Consider the following 18519-nt stretch of genomic DNA (forward strand, 5'->3'; position numbering starts at 1 on the left):
TATAAGTAGTAAATTATTTAAAAAGGACTTAATATCCACCTGTGGACATTTATTAAATGGGATAAGTTATGACTGAAGAACTAGAAACAGAAACAGAAACAGAAGGAAAGGTATTAGATCGCAGAAAAAGATATAGAAAAAAGCCTACTACCAAAACTCCACTTTCAGTTTATTTCAATATGGATGTTCCTGAAGATGTTGAAGCACTGGAAGCCTTAGAATATTTAAAAGATATTTATGGCGGGGAAAAACACGGAAAAAGTGTAGCAGTCAAAGAAGTTTTAAGAATTTTCTATAAACAATTACAAGAAAAAAAAGCCTGATTTAATCAGGCTTTTTTCTTGCAAAAACTTAGGACTTTTTAACTGTAGTGACTAACTTGTCATCTACATACAGATAAACTCTTTTATTATGTGTATAAGATGAAATTTTAGGTTGTCCTTCTCCACCTCCAACAGATCCGTCTTGATTACTGCTGACGAATGAACAGTGAGGAAAGCCTTTACCTTTAGCCAGATCTTTTTTAACGTCACTAATTGTAGACTGACATTCAGAAACATTAAGACCGCCAGCAAAGCACATAAAAGCACGACAGCCATAATTTTCATCTTTAGCTGCAACTAAAGCAGATGCACTAGCTAAAGTTAAACCTAAAATAAATTTTTTATACACAAGTAGTCACTCTATTTAGATGAGTTTTCCATTACGAATAACTTGCCTTCAAAGTTTAGAGATATTGTTTTGGCATTGCTGCACATTGAACAAATCTCTTGAATCAAGAAGGGTAAATTCCGTGTGAATCGAATTTTTCCTGATGCGGTATGAATGATGTGATCAACATCATTTACTTTAACAGTCACAAAATATTGGAACTGCTCGTTCATACCAATTTCAACACCATAGTTATTAGCGTTGAAGTCATCGACTGTTTTCAAGTCATTCATCGTTAAAGCCATTTCTGCAAGATCCTTAGTTTTTAAAAAGTGAAGTGCGGATTCTTACAAAATATAATTAATTTAAAAATGTAACTGAAGTGTAACTGTGTGTAAAAGACACAAAAACATCAATTATTTTTAAACGCTTTTAATATATACCAAAAAGTTTAAAACTTTAATTAATAATTTAAAACTTTTGTAAAAAGTTTGTATATATCAAAGCTCATATTTTTTTTAGATCCCTTCCCTTTTTGTCATGTAAATATCACTTTAATAATCTTCTAAACATTTCTAAAAACTTTTTAAAAAAAACTAGAATCGGGTTTAAAAAGAGTTTAAATAGAGTTTAGGAGTGTTTAGAACAGTTTAAGAGCCTTAATTTCTTTTTGTAAAACATAAGTTTACAAGCCTATAACTATACGTTTTGTCGCTATAACTATACGTTTTGTCGCTACAACTATACGTTTTGTCGCTACAACTATACGTTTTGTCGCTACAACTATACGTTTTGTCACATACCTATACGTTTTGTCGCAAATAATCCACATACTTATCAACAGTATACAAAAGAATGGCTAAAATATTCTTAAAAATCAGTAATTAATTAGGTGTTTAGCTCTAAATTATTATATTTTTGCGTATTTTTTAGCCTTAATCCATGCTGCAATCTCAAAACTATACGTTTTGTCGCAACTTCCCCGCATAACTATACGTTTTGTCGCAAACCTGCGATTATGCGTACTGAATACGATTATATATATTTTTCAGGAATTAACTAGATTCTTAACAATCTAATAAGTTATTGTTTTATATAAATAATTATATTGAAGAACGATTTTTATTTTTTGGTGCTAAAAAAGATATTTGTATAGGCTTAAAATCATAACTATACGTTTTGTCGCAGTGTAAGTTATTGATATTTATATAATAGTTGTAAATATTCAAAATTGAATATTTTTTAACTGGTTTTTGTGTTAAAAATAGCCATACGTTTTGTCGCAGCGTAACTGATTGAAATAAAAGAAAATACTTAAACAGGAAAAACATTTATTTTATTTATACTACTACAGGGTTATAAAGTAATTTTACTGATTTTTAATAAATATATATTTTAAAAACAATATCTTATAAACTTAATTTATAACTATACTTGATAAATATACTTGTATAGTTATAATGATTTCAAAAGGAATAACGGATTTACAAAAAAAATGCAGAAAATTATTGGCTCACAAGGCTTAGAGGACTATACACAATCTAATACAAGGGCAAAATTGACCGATTTAGTTGTGACCCGCAATGATTTTCCTACTGCCAGATATAGCATTGATCTCAATCTTGAGAAGCTTATGTACTGTGCAATGATCATCGTGAGAAAGAATGAGCTTAAAAATAAGACCTCAATTACTCATGACGACTTCATTTATGTGAGCAGCGAAAACTTTGGAGAATTGACCTCCCCAATGGCTAGAAAGGAAGTGCTTACTGCAACAGATAAACGTGAAATTCAGCGAAATGCTGAAACTGCTTTAAAACGTATTTATACAAAATTTGATAACCCAACTATGTTGGTTAAAGATGGCGAATCTGACGAACCTGCTAAAGTTCCGATGATGACTTATTGCCATTATGACAAAGCAACTAAATGTATTAAGGTTAGATTCGCAAAAGAATTTTTTGAGTATTTCTATGATCTAGTTAAGAAAGTAGATGAAAAAACTAAGTCATTTAGTAGCCATGAATTGAAGCATATTATCTTATTTAATTCGAGCTACTCCCTTCGTTTGTATCGGATCTTAATGAGCTATATGTGGCGTACATCAGAGGTTACTATTGATCTGGAAGAATTAAGATGGATGCTTGAATGTGAGGATAAATATAAAGAGTTGGCCAATTTTAAAAACCGTGTTTTGAATGTGGCTCAGGATGAAATTAACGAACTTAGCAATATTAATGTCAGTTTTGAGAACGTAAAAAACGGAAAGGAAGTAGTTGCTATTAAGTTTATTTTTAGCTTGAAAACTGAATATAAAGAGCAAGGACACATCAAATTTATAGATAAAATGAAAAAGGGCTATCTGGCTGCTGCAATTCCATTTAGTGATGATGGATCACACTTTAAAGCACCTGATCGTATTAAGCATTTTAAACCACCAGTAAAGGTATCTCCAAAACAAATCAGCACCTTAGTAAATTGCAAAGAATTTTTAAATGATTACGGATATTTCTTAGGTAATCTAGACGAGGATACTTCTAAGGTAATCATGAGAACTCTATTAACTGAAAAGTTAGATAAGCTTAATGCTCATAAGCCGATAGATATGGATTATTACTTCTGGTTACAGGCAAAACGAGGGATTATCACCAATAGCAATAATGATAAGAAGAACGATCAGGACACAGACAATCAGGACACGGACGATCAGGATTAATATCTAAAAAGCATACCCCTCATATTGTCTTAAACAGACTTCGCTAATTTAAGACAATATGGTGGTTCATTTAAAACCTTCAAAAATTCTTATTAATCTTTATAAAAAGTATCTTTTCTATTCGCATCCAAATATTAAAATTTAATAATTAGCTAATTGATACCTTAGTCATGACTAAAAGTTTACGTTTAGCCTAAGTGGAATATTTTGCCATTTTTTTAGAATTTCAATTTACAACCATATAATAAAAACAATAACTTAATGTTTCCCAGGATTTGGCCAAACCTGTAATATTTTGCCAATAAATCTAGCTGATTAGTTTTTAAATATTTAGTTTTTGCATTACTTACCTCCTACATTTTTTAGTTTTCTATGCTATCTGGTCGCCACCCATGCGGGCTGGCTTTAGGTATCCCGTTTTAGATCAAATGGGAGCAGTTGCGGTGCTGCGGTCAGCTCGACAAAATCACAGATTTTGTCGGCTTCGCTTGCCCCTTGCAACGGTAATCAGGGAAAGGAAAATTTAACTGATTGCACCAGTTCGCAAAGTAGACACTTTGCTCTGATATACCCTCTAGGGATCTTAACTAAACATTATTTTATTTCTTAGTCATGACTAAATTATTTCTTGAATGTCCACAGGTGGACTGGTATAATGATTTTTATCAGGACGCATCGGGCGACCTGAAATAAAACAGGTATTTAGTTATGAATCAGGATTTAGTTTTAGTCTATACATTAAAGAAATCTGAAGTTGAATCAGTCCATTTTTTTGGTTACTTAGACAATCTTAATGATCAATATGTTTGCTGTCTTACTAAAAAGAATGTAGGTCAATTAATACTAGAATTACAAAACAGTTATGGAGAAAGCTTTGCTGCTGCTTCAGTTATGACTGAAAAAGATTTCTTTCAGAAAGAGAATAACTATTTAGAACCGATTGAAATTTCACTAACTGAATATGATGAAAAGTTTAATATCCTTCCCCCTGCCCGCACGTATGGAGGTTTTAACTTTGAAATGTTCATGCTGCCCGAACAGTTGGGAGGTGGGCTATTCTCACACTTTTTAGTGACCTTTGAGCCATACACTAAAAAACGCCTTAAAGCGTATAGAGTGACAGCTTATAGGAATGATCCATTCCATAAAATTTTTAATTCTTGTCCAATTTAAAAGAGATCCCCGAAAGGGGATTTTTTTATACATTCTTAGTCATGACTAAGGGAAAAAAGGTTGTTCATCTTGTGTGTTTAAAGCTCGTTTTAGGGTGTTTGTGTGTTTAATGTGGGATAACTAGACTTAGGGTAAAAAAAGCTATCAGCAGCCTAAGAAACGCAAATATAAGCATTAGAAAAGCAGACCAGACAAAATACTTAAATAGCTATTTTTTATGAATTTATATCATTAAAAAAAATTAGTCATGACTAAGTTTTTGCTTGAATGTCCACAGGTGGACTGATATAATGATTTTATCAGGACGCATCGGGCGACCTGAAATAAAACAGGTATTTAAACATGAAACATTTTTCATCAGTTACATCATTAGACGAGTTAAAACTTCAGTACAAAAAACTAGCTTTTAAAAATCATCCTGATCGTGGCGGTAAAACCGAAGTTATGCAGGAGATTAACAGCGAATATGAACAGCTTTTAAATCGCATTATTAATGAAGCTTCAAAAGATCAGTATCAAGATAGTTCCGAAAATGGGCGTGGTTTCTGGTCAAGCCGTTCAGAACACTCTGAAGTTGAGAAAAAAGTAAAACAGGCTATTGATGCAATTATCAATCTGGATGGTTTAGATATTGAAATTATTGGCGTTTGGGTTTGGGTTTCTGGTGATACTAAGCAGCACAAAGACAAATTAAAAGAAGCGGGTTTTGTATGGAATCGAGTGCAATGTAAATGGGTTTTCATTGGTAAAAAATCAAATGGTCGAGGTCGAATGACTTTAGATCAAATGCGAGAGTTACACGGCAGCCAGAAAGTTAAAAAAACCAGAATGGCAGAAGAAAGACAACTTTTAACCGCCTAATGAATAAGTCCCCGAAAGGGGGCTTTTTTTATCAATTCTCTTAGTCATGACTAAGTTTTTGCTTGAATGTCCACAGGTGGACTGATATAATGATTTTTATCAGGACGCATCGGGCGACCTGAAATAAAACAGGAATTAATTATGCGAGCTTCAATAGTTGCAATCTTTACAAACTATCCTACAGGTAAACTGGTTCATTTTTGCGGTCATGAGGTTTTAACTGGATCTAACAATAATATTTGGTTTCCAATCTTTGATGAAAAAACACTATTTCAAGAAATTGAAAAAATCATGATTAGTTGCCGAGTAGCCCACAATGTTACTCATATTGAAAGAATCAGAAGGGGAGATAATGAAAACGGTTATTTTGAAGATTACAGAATTACTTATAACTTAGCCGTTTAAGCTAGACCTCCCACAATGGGAGGTTTTTTTTGGTGGCGATTTTTTTGGTTTTTAGCTTGCCTAAAAAACATAAAAAATTGTCTATCTGTTCTGCTTTATATACGCTCATTTTGGCCTGTTCAGGTCGGTGCTAGGATAACCTAGCTTCATATATAAAAAAGGCAGTCAGCAGCCTAAGAATCGCAAATAAGAGCATCTGAAAAGCGGTTTAGCCAGGTATTAAAACGGATATTTTTCTACTCAATTTTCCCTATAAAAAATTAGTCATGACTAAGCTTTTGCTTGAATGTCCACAGGTGGACTGATATAATGACTTTATCAGGACGCATCGGGCGACCTGAAATAAAACAGGTAAAAATCATGGAACAATACATTTCAGTTTACACACGTCAGCAAGCCATTGAAGATGGTTTTTTAGTTGCAATCAATTCTCTTAGTCCTAAATTAGATGGACTGGCAAAAGAACATTATAAGCACCCTATCTGTTTCACTTCTGCGCTTTGGGCGGTAGTTGATAAGGCGGTAAAAAATGAAAAATGGCTTAATGACTTAGAGGGCGTTATTCATGATATTTTATGGATGAGCCGAGCATATAAGACACACCTAAGCCCTAGTGCGGTACGTTTTACTGTGATTATCACAGGCGCAGGTCGCAAGAGAAATCATATTTTAGAATTGCACGTTCATGGTGGAGATCAAGGAGAGCCAGTCATAACAATCGGTTATCCTGAAGATTTTTAATTTACATCCTCCCTTTATGGGAGGATTTTTTTATGATAAAAAACTTAGTCATGACTAAGAAAATGCTTGCAATGTCCACAGGTGGACGTTAGAATATACAGCATAAGGACGCAATAGGGCGACCCTTAATAAGCCATTAAACTAGGTGAAATATGAAAAAAGTTGTTGCTTCAAATCAAAAGGGCGGTGTGGGTAAATCTGCAATCATTTGCCAGTATGCACACTATTTAAACTCTTTGGGCTTGCGTGTATTAGTAATTGATCTAGACCACCAGAAGAACACTACAAAAGCATTGATTACTGGCGGGGCTGTGACTGTAGCTAATGTATCTGCATTCGACATGCTGACCAAAGAAGATCAAACTATTTCAAATTCTGAAGCCTTTACTTTGGTACAAGCAACACCAGAATTAACAGCTATTGAAAAAAATGGCACTTTGCATAACAACTTTGCCACCAATTACCAGAAGTTTTTAAAATCAGTTGATTCTTTATTTGATGTTTGCCTGATTGATACCAATCCAAATCCCGACATTCGCCAAGTAGCTTCATTAATTGTTAGTGACTATGTTTTAAGTCCAATTCAATTGAATCAGGAAGCTATTGACGGCATCGGTGGATTACTCAAGCAGATCCAAGCGATTAATCAAAAGCTAAACCCAAATTTAAAATTAATCGGTATCCTTCCGAATATTGTTGAACCAACTCCATTTCAGAAAGACAACCTAAAAGCTATTGTTCAGCATTTTTCAAAGTACCTGATCAAAAACTCAGACGGTAGCTATGCCTTCGTTAAAAAAACGACTGCAATCGCTGAAGCGCAAGCGCAAGGCATACCTACAAATAAATTGGGTAAAACTAGCGGTTTTACCGCATGGGCTGAATTAAAAACAGTTTTTGAAAGCATTAACAAGTTTATGGAGATTTAAGGAATGTTAGATTTATCAGCTTTGGAAGGTATTGATCTAGGTAATTCTGCACCAGTAGCAGACGGAACACCTAAACAGATTCCACTTACAGATATTCTTGAAGATCCAGATCAGCCGCGTGTTGAGTTTCCAGAAGATCAGATGCAAAAAATGGTCGAATCAATCAAGGCTCGTGGAGTTAAAACACCAATTAGTGTTAAACCCCACCCAACAGAACAAGGCAAGTGGATCATCAATTATGGAGCTAGACGTTTTAGAGCTTCAGTGATGGCTGGCAAGGAAACTATCCCTGCTTTTGTTGATAATGATCATGATGATTATGATCAAGTCATGGAGAATAAAGAACGCCTTAACCATTCACCTATTGAGCTTGCACTTTTCATCCAAAAGAAAATTAAGCAAGGTGAGAAGAAAAACGTAATCGCTAAAAAGTTAAATGAAGATCCTGTTTTCATTTCTACTCACTTAGCTTTAGTAGATATGCCAGAATGCTTATCTAAGGCTTATGATGCAGGTTTTAAATCTCCAAAGACTTTGTATGACTTACGCAAACTTTGGGAATCCTTCCCTGAAGAAGTAAACGCTTGGGTGGATGAATCTTTAGAGAATGGTCAGGACATTATCAGATCTAGAGTTCAGGCTTTATCTAAAAAGTTAAAAGAACCTAAGCAAGCTGAAGCGACTGAAGTAGATCAAGAACCACAGGCGCAAGAAAGCCAAGAGCAAACCGCCATTATTGATGATAATGAATCTTTCAATTTTGAGGGGGATGATCAAGCTGAAGCGACTGAAGAACCAGTAGAACCAGAAGTTAAAAAACTGATGGATCAATCGAATCAGAAAGAGCAGCCAGAAGCTAAAGAAGAAGATCCAGACAAAATCAAAAAACCGCTTTTAGTTGTTATTCATGACGGCCGACAAGCGAACCTGATGCTAAATAAAAAGCCTACTTCTTTAGGTTTTGCATGGATCAAATACGAAGATGGAACAGAGGTATCTGTAGATTGCAGCAGCCTTGAAATCGAGTATTTACAAGAAGCCTAAACCTATCAATGGAAAAAGACCTTGCTTATGCAAGGTTTTTTTTGGGCGGGTTATCCCGACCACCTAGCTAGATTACCCTTAGTCATGACTAAGGAGAAAAGAGGGAAAAAAGAAGGTATATAATCTAGGGCAGGATAGGCAGCAGCCGTTAAAAACCTTAATTTGTGTCACAAATAAAGGTTATACTATTCTTTCAGAATAGCTATCGAAAATATTAGTTTCGATAAAGGTACTGGAATCATGACGAAATCAAACTTGGATCAAGTTTTAAAATTTAGGGTTAGCAATGCCGTTTATGACTGGTGGCAAGCTAAGTGTGAGAAGCAAGGAATCAAGAAAGGTGAGCCTTTCCAGAAGGCTTTAGAAAACGCCTATAAAAAAGAAAATGATCCTAATTATTCAGGACAAGATTTTTCATTGAATCTGGAAAAGGACTTAACCGAAAAAATCTATCAGTTAGCTAAGTTTGAAGAAGTAGATCCAGACGACTTGATCAAAAAAATGATCAAGGAAAAGTTATCTGAAATAGAAAAAACGCAAGACGTTATAGATGTATTTGAAAAAACATCACGCAAAGAATTAAGGCTTAAACCAAGTTTGATGAAAGCCATTAATGAGAAAGCAGCACAGATCGGCATGAAACCGAATCAATATATCATTTCGGTTTTAACAGCTAATGTCACAAAAGATTCAATATTCTTTAGCCAGGAAGAAGCTCTTAAACTTGGCGAATCAAATAGTCAGCTTTTGGCGATTGGTAGAAACCTAAACCAAATGGCTAAGAATATGAATCAGGGTATTTATGAATCTTACGATAGAGAATTTGTCGAGCGAGTACATCAGCTAGTAAAAGCTCAAGTTAGGCATGTTTTCACTCTATTAGAGCGCAATAAAAAGAGGTGGGAATAATGGCTAACGGAAGCAGTAAGACTACCAGAGAAGTGCAAAGCACTTTGCTTGCTCATGGTGAGCAGCTACTTAACGGATCTAAAGTTAAGCGTGTTAATCAGACCCAAAGTTTAGATACTTTTTTAAATGATCTGTCTAAGCCTAAAAATGGATCTGGCCATTCAGCTAAATCAGCCCCTAAATCATCTCCAAATAGCGTTAAGGCAACTTTAAATAGAATCAGTAAAAAGACCCCTGAAGTAATGGTCAAGGTTACTGGTGGAGGTAATTCTATGGGGAAGGTGAAAGCCCACATGGGATATATCACACGGAATGGGCAATTAGAGGGAATTGATCAGGACGGAAATAAAGTTAATGGTAAGGATGATATAGAAGATACTGCTGAAGATTGGCAAATGTCAGGTACACCTATTTCTGATGAAGAATCTAAATATAAGCAGGCTTTTAATATTGTGTTATCTATGCCGAAAGGTACGGATGAAAAAGGCGTTTATGATGCTGCAAAAGAATTTGCAGAGGAACATTTTAAAGACCATAAATATATGATGGTGCAGCATACCTTTACCAATGACCCTTCAAAAGATCCAAGTGAAAACCCGCATGTGCATGTTGTTGTTAAAGCTGTTTCTGAAAAAGGTGATCGGTTAAATATCAGGAAGGCTGATCTTCAGGAATGGCGAGAAAGTTTTGCTGAAAAATTAAGATCCAGAGGGATTGAAGCGAATGCGACAAAACGTATAGCTAGGCTTCAAAAAAATAGAAGTGATAAGCAGTCAGTTAAACAAATGAAAGAGCAGGGCAAATCGTTTAAGCGATATGGTAAAAATAAGGCAAGTCCAGAACGTGTCCAGAAAGCTAAACAGCAAGAAAAAGAAGCATTGACGCATTACAAGGAAATTACTAAAGCTCTATCACAGTCACCAGATCCGCAAGATAGAAAACTAGCAGTTGATCTAGTGGACTATTTACGGAAACAGGTAGAAGTGAAAAAACCAACGCCACAGCCACAGATTCAACCTAATAAGCTAGATCTTCAACACGGAAAGAACAAGGGGAAAGAGCAAGACCGTTAATAATATAAGGGAAGGATAAGGCGCAATACTGTGCTTTAGTGCCCTTTAAAAATCCTTAATTTTCTGAGCGGGCATACCTAATTTAAACATCCTATTAAGCTCAAAAATTGCATATTTTAAATCTTTTTCAGGTATATGCTTAACATCAAAATATTCAATTTGGCCAAATCTCGCTTTATATAATGCAATTCGTTCTATTCTGTGTCGTTGCATCTGCACTGTTGACGACATAATTCGATCCATTAAATAGAATAAGTAATACGATGTGATCTGCATACTGTCTTTAATCATAAATCCATGATTTTTTGTACTTTTATAGTCATATAGTGTTTCATCAATACAAATATCTGCATCTATCCCCCCTAGTGCAACACGGATATTTGCAGAATATCTGGGATTGTATGTGATCAGACTATCAGGCTTAATAAGACCATTCTTAATGAATACATTATAAAAATTTTTGACTAGGGAAGATATATCTTCGTAAACCACGTTCTCCGTTGGTTTTAGTATGTCTTTCTTTGTTGCTACTGGTAGAAATCCAGATCGCCATAGATTTTCTAATTTAGCCAAAAGAATAATTCCACCAATAAATTCTTCATTTAGTTCTAAATCGTTTGATTTATTAGCTAGTAGAAAATCTATGTGATTTTGAATTTTTTTATACAATACCAAAATGCTTTTATTTTTAGTTTCCTCTAGAAAGCTGATAATTTTAGGTTGCTCAAATTCCTTAGCACTCAATTCAGTATTCGTGTAGTACGCACAAATTATTTTAGATAAGTAGTCAAATGCTGTACCAACCAAGCCTGAATCATAACTACTCGTTAATTTATGTTCACTCATAACTTCATAATTAGTAAAAGGAGGAATACCACTGTAAGTTTTGAAATCTTTTTTTTGGGGTGCGACACTTTTTATAATTTCTTTTACTTCCTTGCACTTAGGATCTGAAGATTTCAGTATCGACATTAAAGACATATTTTATACTCTTTATCCATATAGTTACTATTCAAACAATTTTAAAGATACTAAAGACTAGATTGAAAAATCTAAGTTTTTATTCTTTCTAATGCAAATTGAATCTTTTCTTTGGGGCAGTACTGCTTTTGGGAAAATTTTTCCATTACAGCCGATCCAATAATTTTTTTATCTGTATTAAAGAAAAATATCTCTAAGTCATAATGTACATTGACCATATTAAAACAGGTATAAATCGGCTTTTTCCACGTAAAGACTAAAGGCTTTAATGAAGGATTTTCTTTAAAACCTATTTCTTGATCATGCTCCCTATATAGGTACAGAGCCGTTAATTTTTTTCCATTAAAGCTAAACGTCTTTACTTCTTTATCTTGATCAAAGTAAGGGTTATAAACCTGTTTAAAGGCCATAACAGACACTACTATTAAAAGAGCTATAAACGCTGCATATTTTAATTTCAATTCCTGTTATTCCTTTTAGCCAGGTGGCAAGTCACATGCAAAAAAATTATCTTAGTCATGACTAATTATTTAACACTCATAAGTTGATCCCATTTAAAGTAATTAGGAGACAGCTTATTACGTGACATATTCCAATTTCTATCAGGTAGCATATATATGAGAGTAATAAAGTTTCATCCTTTGTTGTGCATAAGTATTTGTTTTTATTGGTTCCAAAATTATATGTCATTATTCTGTAGTAGCTGCTTTTAAGGCTCTTTGTACAGTTGCAACACCTACATCGAACTGTTTAGCCACACTTCTAAAAGTTGCCCCTTCGACCTTCATAGCTTTCTGTATTTCTACATAATCTATTTTTCGTTTTCTACCTTTATATAAGCCTTTAGCTTTGGCTTTATTAATTCCTTCTCTTTGGCGTTCACGGATCATAGAGCGTTCAAACTCTGCGAATGCAGCGAGCATTTGGAACATGAGTTTATTCATTGCCGATTGAGCAATATCATGACTGAAAATCAGATTCTCTTTATGAAAAATAATAGTTATGCCACGATCATTAAGACTATTCACAATTTCGTTCAGATCATTTGTATTACGTGCCAGACGATCAATACTGTGAACATGCACCGTATCTCCTTCACGAAGATATTCGAGCATTGCATTTAACTGAGGACGTTCACGGCTAGCACCGCTTGCCTTTTCAGTGAATGTCTTATCCAGGCTGATTCCATCTAATTGACGTTCAGTATTTTGTTCAGTTGAACTGACACGAATATAACCGACTTGGTTAGGCATTTTGTGGCACTGTTGCAAATAGGCTGACATGATAAGCTAAATATCTTATTTATTTCGAGATACAGCAGATGAATCCCTTCCACGGTCGGCACTTTCAAGGTGAAATCATTCTTTGGGCTGTTCGTTGGTATTGTAAATATGGCATCAGCTATCGTGAACTTCAAGAAATGCTCGCTGAACGAGGCATAAATGTGGATCACAGTACAATTTATCGTTGGGTTCAGCGTTATGCTCCAGAAATGGAAAAACGGTTACGCTGGTATTGGCGTAATCCTACAGATTTACATTCATGGCATATGGATGAGACTTATATCAAAGTGAAGGGGCGATGGACTTACCTGTATCGTGCAGTTGATCAACGGGGTCATACGATTGACTTTTACCTTTCCGCTAGACGGAACAGTAAATCAGCCTATAGTTTTCTAGGAAAGATCTTCAATACGGTGAAAAAATGGCAAATTCCACGGGTCATCAATACAGATAAAGCAGCGACCTATGGCCATGCTTTATCACGATTAAAGCGAGAAGGAAAATGTCCAGTAGATATTGAGCACAGGCAGATTAAGTATAAAAATAATGTCATTGAATGTGATCATGGTAAGTTAAAGCGAATCATCAGGGCCACATTAGGATTCAAATCTATGAAGACTGCTTATGCCACAATTAAAGGTATTGAAGTCATGCGTGCACTACGTAAAGGACAAGCATCGTCATTTTATTATGGTCAGCCTCAGGGTGAAGTGTGTCTAATCAACAGGGTTTTCGGTCTCTAAGCACTTTTTAAAGGGAACATCATCGACTCAAATCACTATTTGCAACAGTGCCATTCTTTATGCAACAAAGCCGTTGTAAACTATAAATAAATTTGACATATAACCTAAATTTTATAGGTTATATGTTCATCGCAAAATGAGAATGTAATTGTTGAAGCTAATTTAAAAGTGTTTGTTAAGGGTATCTCTATCAGTATAGGAATGTCTTCTCGTAGTTTAGTCATGAACTTCTTACAGCTTTCATCATTTAAATTACCTTCAGGAGCTGATAGCGCGATATTTCGACCTTCGTAACTAGATCCTAAATATCCATTGGAGGTTCTGTTATTTCGGATTGAAAATTATAGTTCAGTCTAAAGAAAGATTGGTAAAAATTTAAAATTTTTAGATAAATTCTAATTTTTTGAATATAAATGTTATCTTAAACATCTACTAGAAGGTGTGTTTCTGATTTCATATAGAATTTACTTGAATTTTAGATTTATTAATAAAACGGCTTATTGATGAAAAAAGTTAAAATAGAACGTTATGCTATCGGGCAAATCAATATGTTAGCTAATAAACTTGCTACAAAATCGAGCGAGGCATACAAGAAAAATTTTGGTATAGGTATTATGGAGTGGCGAGTACTCGCAATTCTTGCGATATATAACAATAATTCTGTCCAAAGTATTACTGATATTATCGGTTTAGATAAGGGGGCTGTAAGTAGAGCACTAAAGAAATTAGTTGATAAAGAATATGTAACAATTCAAGAAGATGAATTTAATAAAAGAGCTTATATTATTAACATTACATGTCAGGGTCGTTCTCTACATGACCAAGTTTATGATTTTAGTATGCAACGTGAAGAAAAATTATTATCAGGATTAGATGAAAGAAAAAAAGACGAATTATTTCAATTTTTAAAATATCTAAAGGAAACTATAGATGAGTTGTAATCCTGAAAAAGGGGATTACAACAGGTATCTAATTTGTTAGAAATTTATTTAATTTCTAATCCAATAGCAACAGCTTCACCACCACCTATACAAAGCGTTGCAATTCCTTTTTTCCCTCCAGTACGTTTTAATGCATGAATTAGAGACAAAATAATACGAGAACCTGAAGAGCCTATAGGGTGTCCAAGCGCACAAGCTCCACCATATATATTTACTTTTGCTGAATCTAATTTGAAATGATCAATAGCACACATGGTTACCATTGCAAAAGCCTCATTAATTTCCCATAGATCTATATCTTTAACTTCCCAATTTGCTTTTTCTAAAACTTTAGAAATAGCACCAATTGGAGCGAGAGTAAATTCAGAAGGATGTTGTGAATTAGAAGCGGTAGCTACAATTTTGGCTAGAGGCTGTAAATTTTTTTGTTGCGCAATGTCATTTGACATTAGAACTAGGGCTGAGGCTCCATCAGAGATTGAACTAGTATTAGCGGCAGTAATAGTACCATTTATAGAAAATGCAGGCTTTAGTGTTGGAATTTTATCTAATTTTGCATTTAATGGTTGTTCATCCTGATCTATATTTCTATCACCTTTTTTATTGGAAATGGTAATAGGAACAATTTCATTTTTAAAATAACCTTGATTAATTGCAATTTGGGCACGTTTTAGAGACCGAATAGCGAACTCATCCATTTGGCTACGGGTATAACCTTTTACATTTGCAGTATCTTGAGCAAAGGAGCCCATTAATCGACCTGTTTCAGCATCTTCTAAGCCATCAAGGAACATATGATCCTTAATATCTCCATGCCCCATACGGTAACCAGTACGAGTTTTGGTGAGAATGTAAGGGGCATTAGACATTGACTCCATACCACCTGCTACGATGATATCTGCACTTCCAGCAAGAATCATGTCTGATGCTTGCATAACAGATTTCATGCCTGAGCCACATAGTTTGTTAATAGTGACAGCGCTAACTGAATCTGGTAAGCCAGCTTTACGCATTGCCTGACGGGCAGGGCCTTGTTTTAAGCCAGCAGAGAGAACACAACCCATGATAACTTCGTTAATATCAGATGGTTGAATTCCTGATCGAATAATAGCTTCCTTAATTACTTCTGCCCCTAAATCAGAAGCATCTAGACTTGATAATAAGCCTTGGAAACTACCTGTTGCTGTACGTGCACCATTGATTATTACAACTTCTTTCGTCATTTTATAATCCTAAACTATCAAATCTATACCTGTACAAGTTCTGACTTGTTCAATTGTTATATCTTTGGCAAGTTCAATAACTTTTATACCTTTATCAGTAATATCAAACACACCCATATCACTAATAATACGATTGACAACAGCTTTACCTGTTAAGGGTAAAGAGCATTGTTTTAGGATTTTGGGGCTGCCATCTTTTGCACAATGTTCCATTAGAACAACGACTTTTTTAACACCTGCGACTAAATCCATTGCACCGCCCATCCCTTTGACTTTTTTTCCAGGGATCATCCAATTAGCGAGATCACCTTGTTCTGAGACTTCCATTGCACCAAGAATAGCAATATTGATGTGCCCTCCACGGATCATGGCAAAGGATTCACTACTTGAAAAGAAACTAGCTCCTTTACGAGCCGTTACAGTCTGCTTTCCAGCATTGATAAGATCCGCATCAATAGTTTCGGCTGTAGGGAATTCGTCAATACCAAGTAATCCATTTTCAGATTGTAGCCAAACATTAATGTTTTCAGGAATGTAATTTGCTACTAGGGTCGGCAATCCAATACCAAGATTGACATAAAACCCATCTTCAAGTTCTTGAGCTGCACGTTGAGCCATTTCATTACGTGTCCAAGCCATAATTTATATTCCTGCCTTTAACGTTTTTTTTTCTATCCGTTTTTCTGGTGTAGGATTAAGTACAATTCTATCTACATAGATACCAGGAAGGTGGATTTCATCTGGATCGAATGTGCCTATGTCTACAAGTTGTTCGACTTCTGCAATTGTAATTTTACCTGCCATAGCGCATTCAGGATTAAAATTTCTAGCAGTCTTACGAAAAACAAGATTGCCAGCTTTATCTGCTTTATAAGCTTTAATAAGAGATATATCTGCTTTCAATGATTTTTCTAAGATAAAAGTTTTTCCATCGAAAACACGAGTTTCTTTGCCCTCAGCGATCAAAGTACCTACACCTGTCTGTGTAAAAAAGGCTGGAATACCTGCACCTCCAGCACGTAGCTTTTCAGCTAATGTTCCTTGAGGGGTAAGTTCAACTTCTAATTCGTTATTTAAGAACTGGCGTTCAAATTCTTTATTTTCACCAACATAAGACGAGATCATCTTCTTTATTTGTTTTGTATGAAGAAGTTTTCCTAAGCCAAAATCATCAACACCGGCATTATTGGAAATACATGTTAAACCTTTTACATTTGTGTTTTTTAAGCCCTCAATTAGAGCTTCAGGGATACCGCATAAACCAAACCCACCTACAGCAATAGTTTGATTGTCATTAATAACTTCTTGTAATGCTTCTAAAGCACTTGAAAAAACTTTATTTGGCATATTATTTTGCTCAACATACTAATAAGTAAATGAGGATCCAATTATTTCAATCAGATCCTCTTTGAAAAATTAGACTAGGCTTTTAAGGGTTGGCGTAATTGATCCAAGGTAGAATGCATCAAGTTACGATGTTCTAATTTGGATTCATTATGGATTTCAAGTTCACCTAACTTGGTAGATGTTTCAACAACAAGTTTAGCTCTTTCAAAGTGTCTATTCTGATAATTGGTCAATGCGTTTTCTAAACTTTGATCTTTAGATAGCTCTTCTGCAAGAATAATTGCTCCTTCGACTGCAATACCTGCTCCTGAGGCAAGATGAGGGGTGGTAGCATGTATAGCATCACCAATTAAAACTATTCTTCCTTTATGCCAGCTATCTTCCATTAAATGAACAGATAAAGGTCGATATACAATGTCATCTTTAGTAATTCGACCATCTGCGATTTGATCCTTAATATTAGCAATTACTCCCTTGAATTCACTTAATAAATTAGAAAGTAGATTTGGCCACAAATCTTGTTCAATGAATTCATCTTTTTCAATATGATCAAGAAAATATAGATAACTATGAGTAGAACTAATCGGATTCAAACCAGCTTTTAATTCTTTGCCCAGAAAAATTGAACAATTATCTAATAAACGAGGTACTACAACACGCCACGAACCTTGATGAGTAAAGGTAGACCCTTTGAATTCAGGGAAAGCTATACTTCTTACACGAGATCTAATTCCATCAGCTCCAACTAATAGATCATAACTTTCATGCTTACCACTTTGGAAAGTAAGATTAACTTTACTGTCATTTTGACTAATTTCCACTGCAGTATCATTTAATATTATATTGACTCCTAAAGTCTCTAGCTTTTCCTTTAGGATCTCTGCTAACTTCGTCCTCATAATACCCATACCAGCAGGTAGGTCTTCTGCCCCAATAGCTGGAAGTAAAGTTGACTGGCCAACAAGTTCACCTTCAGAAGTGTATAAATCAACTATATTTAGAACACCTCCTTCTTTGCAAACTTCATCAATAATACCAATCTCTTTAAAAGCCCTTAAGGTAGCTGCACTCAGTGTAATTCCAGCGCCTATAGGTGTAAGCGTCGAATTTATTTCAATAAGATCGATTTCATAATTTTGTTTCTTTAATTGAATTGCAGCACACATACCACCTATGCCACCACCGATAATTGCAATTTTAGATATCCCTTTCATAATCGCCTCAACTTAATTTATTTTTCCGTGTAATTGTTCAGCAAACCAATCAGCGATGGTTGCTCCTGCATTTAATGGATTGTCTAGTGAACTATGCTCAATACCACCTTCTTTTTTCGTAAAAATGACTAGGTCTTTTTTAGGGCTATTAGTTAATTGAGAGATGGATCCGGAAATTTGAACAACTCCTATAAGTGATACTCTGCTCCTCAAATGATGTTATAAACATCAATATATGGAGTATTTTATGGCACGTAGACCAAGAAGAAATCATTCAAACGACTT

At 34.8% G+C, this 18519-nt stretch carries 21 protein-coding genes; 12 read left to right on the forward strand and 9 right to left on the reverse strand.

Annotation, left to right across the window (positions count from 1 at the left end; genetic code table 11):
• Positions 1-68 precede the first annotated feature (68 nt).
• The gene (locus FTU46_RS13155) at positions 69-323 is read left to right on the forward strand and encodes a hypothetical protein (RefSeq protein WP_180105154.1); all 255 of its coding nucleotides are present in this window, start codon (positions 69-71) and stop codon (positions 321-323) included.
• Between the two features lie 28 nt (positions 324-351).
• Here FTU46_RS13155 and FTU46_RS13160 read toward each other — a convergent pair whose 3' ends face one another.
• Positions 352-672, reverse strand: coding sequence for a hypothetical protein (locus tag FTU46_RS13160; RefSeq protein ID WP_005248735.1), 321 nt, complete (start codon positions 670-672; stop codon positions 352-354).
• 11 nt (positions 673-683) lie between these two features.
• Complete coding sequence (locus FTU46_RS13165) at positions 684-956, reverse strand: hypothetical protein (protein WP_034129462.1); 273 nt, start codon at positions 954-956, stop codon at positions 684-686.
• 1190 nt (positions 957-2146) lie between these two features.
• Between FTU46_RS13165 and FTU46_RS13170 the strand changes: the two genes are divergently transcribed.
• The 9 genes from FTU46_RS13170 to FTU46_RS13210 all read left to right on the forward strand — a co-directional run bounded on the left by FTU46_RS13170 (position 2147) and on the right by FTU46_RS13210 (position 10502).
• On the forward strand, positions 2147-3367 hold the full coding sequence (locus tag FTU46_RS13170; protein WP_168409001.1) for a replication initiation protein: 1221 nt from the start codon (positions 2147-2149) through the stop codon (positions 3365-3367).
• Positions 3368-4075: 708 nt separating this feature from the next.
• Positions 4076-4540 (forward strand): hypothetical protein, encoded by a 465-nt coding sequence (locus FTU46_RS13175; protein ID WP_015060285.1) that lies wholly within the window; start codon positions 4076-4078, stop codon positions 4538-4540.
• Positions 4541-4882: 342 nt separating this feature from the next.
• Entirely contained in the window at positions 4883-5401 is a 519-nt protein-coding gene (locus tag FTU46_RS13180; RefSeq protein ID WP_015060286.1) for a J domain-containing protein, read from the forward strand.
• Between the two features lie 141 nt (positions 5402-5542).
• Positions 5543-5806, forward strand: a complete 264-nt coding sequence (locus FTU46_RS13185) for a hypothetical protein (RefSeq protein ID WP_034594172.1) — start codon at positions 5543-5545, stop codon at positions 5804-5806.
• A 309-nt stretch (positions 5807-6115) separates the two neighbouring features.
• Positions 6116-6547, forward strand: coding sequence for a DUF6573 family protein (locus tag FTU46_RS13190; protein ID WP_227539197.1), 432 nt, complete (start codon positions 6116-6118; stop codon positions 6545-6547).
• Positions 6548-6699: 152 nt separating this feature from the next.
• Positions 6700-7476: a ParA family protein gene (locus FTU46_RS13195; protein WP_180105155.1), complete on the forward strand. Its 777-nt coding sequence runs from the start codon at positions 6700-6702 to the stop codon at positions 7474-7476.
• A gap of 3 nt (positions 7477-7479) precedes the next feature.
• On the forward strand, positions 7480-8520 hold the full coding sequence (locus tag FTU46_RS13200; protein WP_168409002.1) for a ParB/RepB/Spo0J family partition protein: 1041 nt from the start codon (positions 7480-7482) through the stop codon (positions 8518-8520).
• Between the two features lie 240 nt (positions 8521-8760).
• Positions 8761-9429 (forward strand): plasmid mobilization relaxosome protein MobC, encoded by a 669-nt coding sequence (locus tag FTU46_RS13205; RefSeq protein ID WP_015060290.1) that lies wholly within the window; start codon positions 8761-8763, stop codon positions 9427-9429.
• The gene (locus FTU46_RS13210) at positions 9429-10502 is read left to right on the forward strand and encodes a relaxase/mobilization nuclease domain-containing protein (RefSeq protein ID WP_104516576.1); all 1074 of its coding nucleotides are present in this window, start codon (positions 9429-9431) and stop codon (positions 10500-10502) included. Before FTU46_RS13205 ends, FTU46_RS13210 begins: the two co-directional genes overlap by 1 nt.
• Before the next feature lie 45 nt (positions 10503-10547).
• Here the strand turns inward: FTU46_RS13210 and FTU46_RS13215 are convergent, their stop codons facing one another.
• The 3 genes from FTU46_RS13215 to FTU46_RS13225 form a co-directional block, all read right to left on the reverse strand.
• Positions 10548-11483, reverse strand: a complete 936-nt coding sequence (locus FTU46_RS13215; protein ID WP_168369470.1) for a hypothetical protein — start codon at positions 11481-11483, stop codon at positions 10548-10550.
• 71 nt (positions 11484-11554) lie between these two features.
• A complete protein-coding gene (locus FTU46_RS13220) occupies positions 11555-11893 on the reverse strand; it encodes a DUF192 domain-containing protein (RefSeq protein WP_154320148.1) in 339 nt (112 codons plus the stop codon).
• A gap of 279 nt (positions 11894-12172) precedes the next feature.
• Positions 12173-12736, reverse strand: coding sequence for a recombinase family protein (locus tag FTU46_RS13225; protein ID WP_168409003.1), 564 nt, complete (start codon positions 12734-12736; stop codon positions 12173-12175).
• A 68-nt stretch (positions 12737-12804) separates the two neighbouring features.
• On the opposite strand from FTU46_RS13225, the gene FTU46_RS13230 reads away from it, so the two are divergent.
• Positions 12805-13509 (forward strand): IS6-like element IS1008 family transposase, encoded by a 705-nt coding sequence (locus FTU46_RS13230; protein ID WP_001067783.1) that lies wholly within the window; start codon positions 12805-12807, stop codon positions 13507-13509.
• A gap of 503 nt (positions 13510-14012) precedes the next feature.
• Positions 14013-14450, forward strand: a complete 438-nt coding sequence (locus tag FTU46_RS13235) for a MarR family winged helix-turn-helix transcriptional regulator (RefSeq protein ID WP_180074910.1) — start codon at positions 14013-14015, stop codon at positions 14448-14450.
• Between the two features lie 44 nt (positions 14451-14494).
• Here FTU46_RS13235 and FTU46_RS13240 read toward each other — a convergent pair whose 3' ends face one another.
• The 4 genes from FTU46_RS13240 to FTU46_RS13255 all read right to left on the reverse strand — a co-directional run bounded on the left by FTU46_RS13240 (position 14495) and on the right by FTU46_RS13255 (position 18234).
• A complete protein-coding gene (locus FTU46_RS13240) occupies positions 14495-15673 on the reverse strand; it encodes a thiolase family protein (RefSeq protein WP_180105156.1) in 1179 nt (392 codons plus the stop codon).
• Between the two features lie 9 nt (positions 15674-15682).
• Entirely contained in the window at positions 15683-16312 is a 630-nt protein-coding gene (locus FTU46_RS13245; RefSeq protein ID WP_180074866.1) for a 3-oxoacid CoA-transferase subunit B, read from the reverse strand.
• Between the two features lie 3 nt (positions 16313-16315).
• On the reverse strand, positions 16316-17020 hold the full coding sequence (locus FTU46_RS13250) for a CoA transferase subunit A (protein ID WP_180074865.1): 705 nt from the start codon (positions 17018-17020) through the stop codon (positions 16316-16318).
• A 74-nt stretch (positions 17021-17094) separates the two neighbouring features.
• Positions 17095-18234 (reverse strand): FAD-dependent oxidoreductase, encoded by a 1140-nt coding sequence (locus tag FTU46_RS13255; RefSeq protein ID WP_180074864.1) that lies wholly within the window; start codon positions 18232-18234, stop codon positions 17095-17097.
• Positions 18235-18519: the final 285 nt, after the last annotated feature.

The sequence above is a fragment of the Acinetobacter sp. YH12108 genome, from assembly GCF_013419055.1.
Taxonomy (GTDB): Bacteria; Pseudomonadota; Gammaproteobacteria; order Pseudomonadales; family Moraxellaceae; genus Acinetobacter.

Excerpts from the sequence above, each read along its gene's own strand:
- FTU46_RS13155 (WP_180105154.1), top strand. The coding sequence starts at position 69 with ATGACTGAAGAACTAGAAACAGAAACAGAAACAGAAGGAAAGGTATTA.
- FTU46_RS13165 (WP_034129462.1), bottom strand. The coding sequence starts at position 956 with ATGGCTTTAACGATGAATGACTTGAAAACAGTCGATGACTTCAACGCT.
- FTU46_RS13170 (WP_168409001.1), top strand. The coding sequence starts at position 2,147 with ATGCAGAAAATTATTGGCTCACAAGGCTTAGAGGACTATACACAATCT.
- FTU46_RS13175 (WP_015060285.1), top strand. The coding sequence starts at position 4,076 with ATGAATCAGGATTTAGTTTTAGTCTATACATTAAAGAAATCTGAAGTT.
- FTU46_RS13180 (WP_015060286.1), top strand. The coding sequence starts at position 4,883 with ATGAAACATTTTTCATCAGTTACATCATTAGACGAGTTAAAACTTCAG.
- FTU46_RS13185 (WP_034594172.1), top strand. The coding sequence starts at position 5,543 with ATGCGAGCTTCAATAGTTGCAATCTTTACAAACTATCCTACAGGTAAA.
- FTU46_RS13190 (WP_227539197.1), top strand. The coding sequence starts at position 6,116 with ATGACTTTATCAGGACGCATCGGGCGACCTGAAATAAAACAGGTAAAA.
- FTU46_RS13195 (WP_180105155.1), top strand. The coding sequence starts at position 6,700 with ATGAAAAAAGTTGTTGCTTCAAATCAAAAGGGCGGTGTGGGTAAATCT.
- FTU46_RS13200 (WP_168409002.1), top strand. The coding sequence starts at position 7,480 with ATGTTAGATTTATCAGCTTTGGAAGGTATTGATCTAGGTAATTCTGCA.
- FTU46_RS13205 (WP_015060290.1), top strand. The coding sequence starts at position 8,761 with ATGACGAAATCAAACTTGGATCAAGTTTTAAAATTTAGGGTTAGCAAT.
- FTU46_RS13210 (WP_104516576.1), top strand. The coding sequence starts at position 9,429 with ATGGCTAACGGAAGCAGTAAGACTACCAGAGAAGTGCAAAGCACTTTG.
- FTU46_RS13215 (WP_168369470.1), bottom strand. The coding sequence starts at position 11,483 with ATGTCTTTAATGTCGATACTGAAATCTTCAGATCCTAAGTGCAAGGAA.
- FTU46_RS13220 (WP_154320148.1), bottom strand. The coding sequence starts at position 11,893 with ATGGCCTTTAAACAGGTTTATAACCCTTACTTTGATCAAGATAAAGAA.
- FTU46_RS13225 (WP_168409003.1), bottom strand. The coding sequence starts at position 12,736 with ATGCCTAACCAAGTCGGTTATATTCGTGTCAGTTCAACTGAACAAAAT.
- FTU46_RS13230 (WP_001067783.1), top strand. The coding sequence starts at position 12,805 with ATGAATCCCTTCCACGGTCGGCACTTTCAAGGTGAAATCATTCTTTGG.
- FTU46_RS13235 (WP_180074910.1), top strand. The coding sequence starts at position 14,013 with ATGAAAAAAGTTAAAATAGAACGTTATGCTATCGGGCAAATCAATATG.
- FTU46_RS13240 (WP_180105156.1), bottom strand. The coding sequence starts at position 15,673 with ATGACGAAAGAAGTTGTAATAATCAATGGTGCACGTACAGCAACAGGT.
- FTU46_RS13245 (WP_180074866.1), bottom strand. The coding sequence starts at position 16,312 with ATGGCTTGGACACGTAATGAAATGGCTCAACGTGCAGCTCAAGAACTT.
- FTU46_RS13250 (WP_180074865.1), bottom strand. The coding sequence starts at position 17,020 with ATGCCAAATAAAGTTTTTTCAAGTGCTTTAGAAGCATTACAAGAAGTT.
- FTU46_RS13255 (WP_180074864.1), bottom strand. The coding sequence starts at position 18,234 with ATGAAAGGGATATCTAAAATTGCAATTATCGGTGGTGGCATAGGTGGT.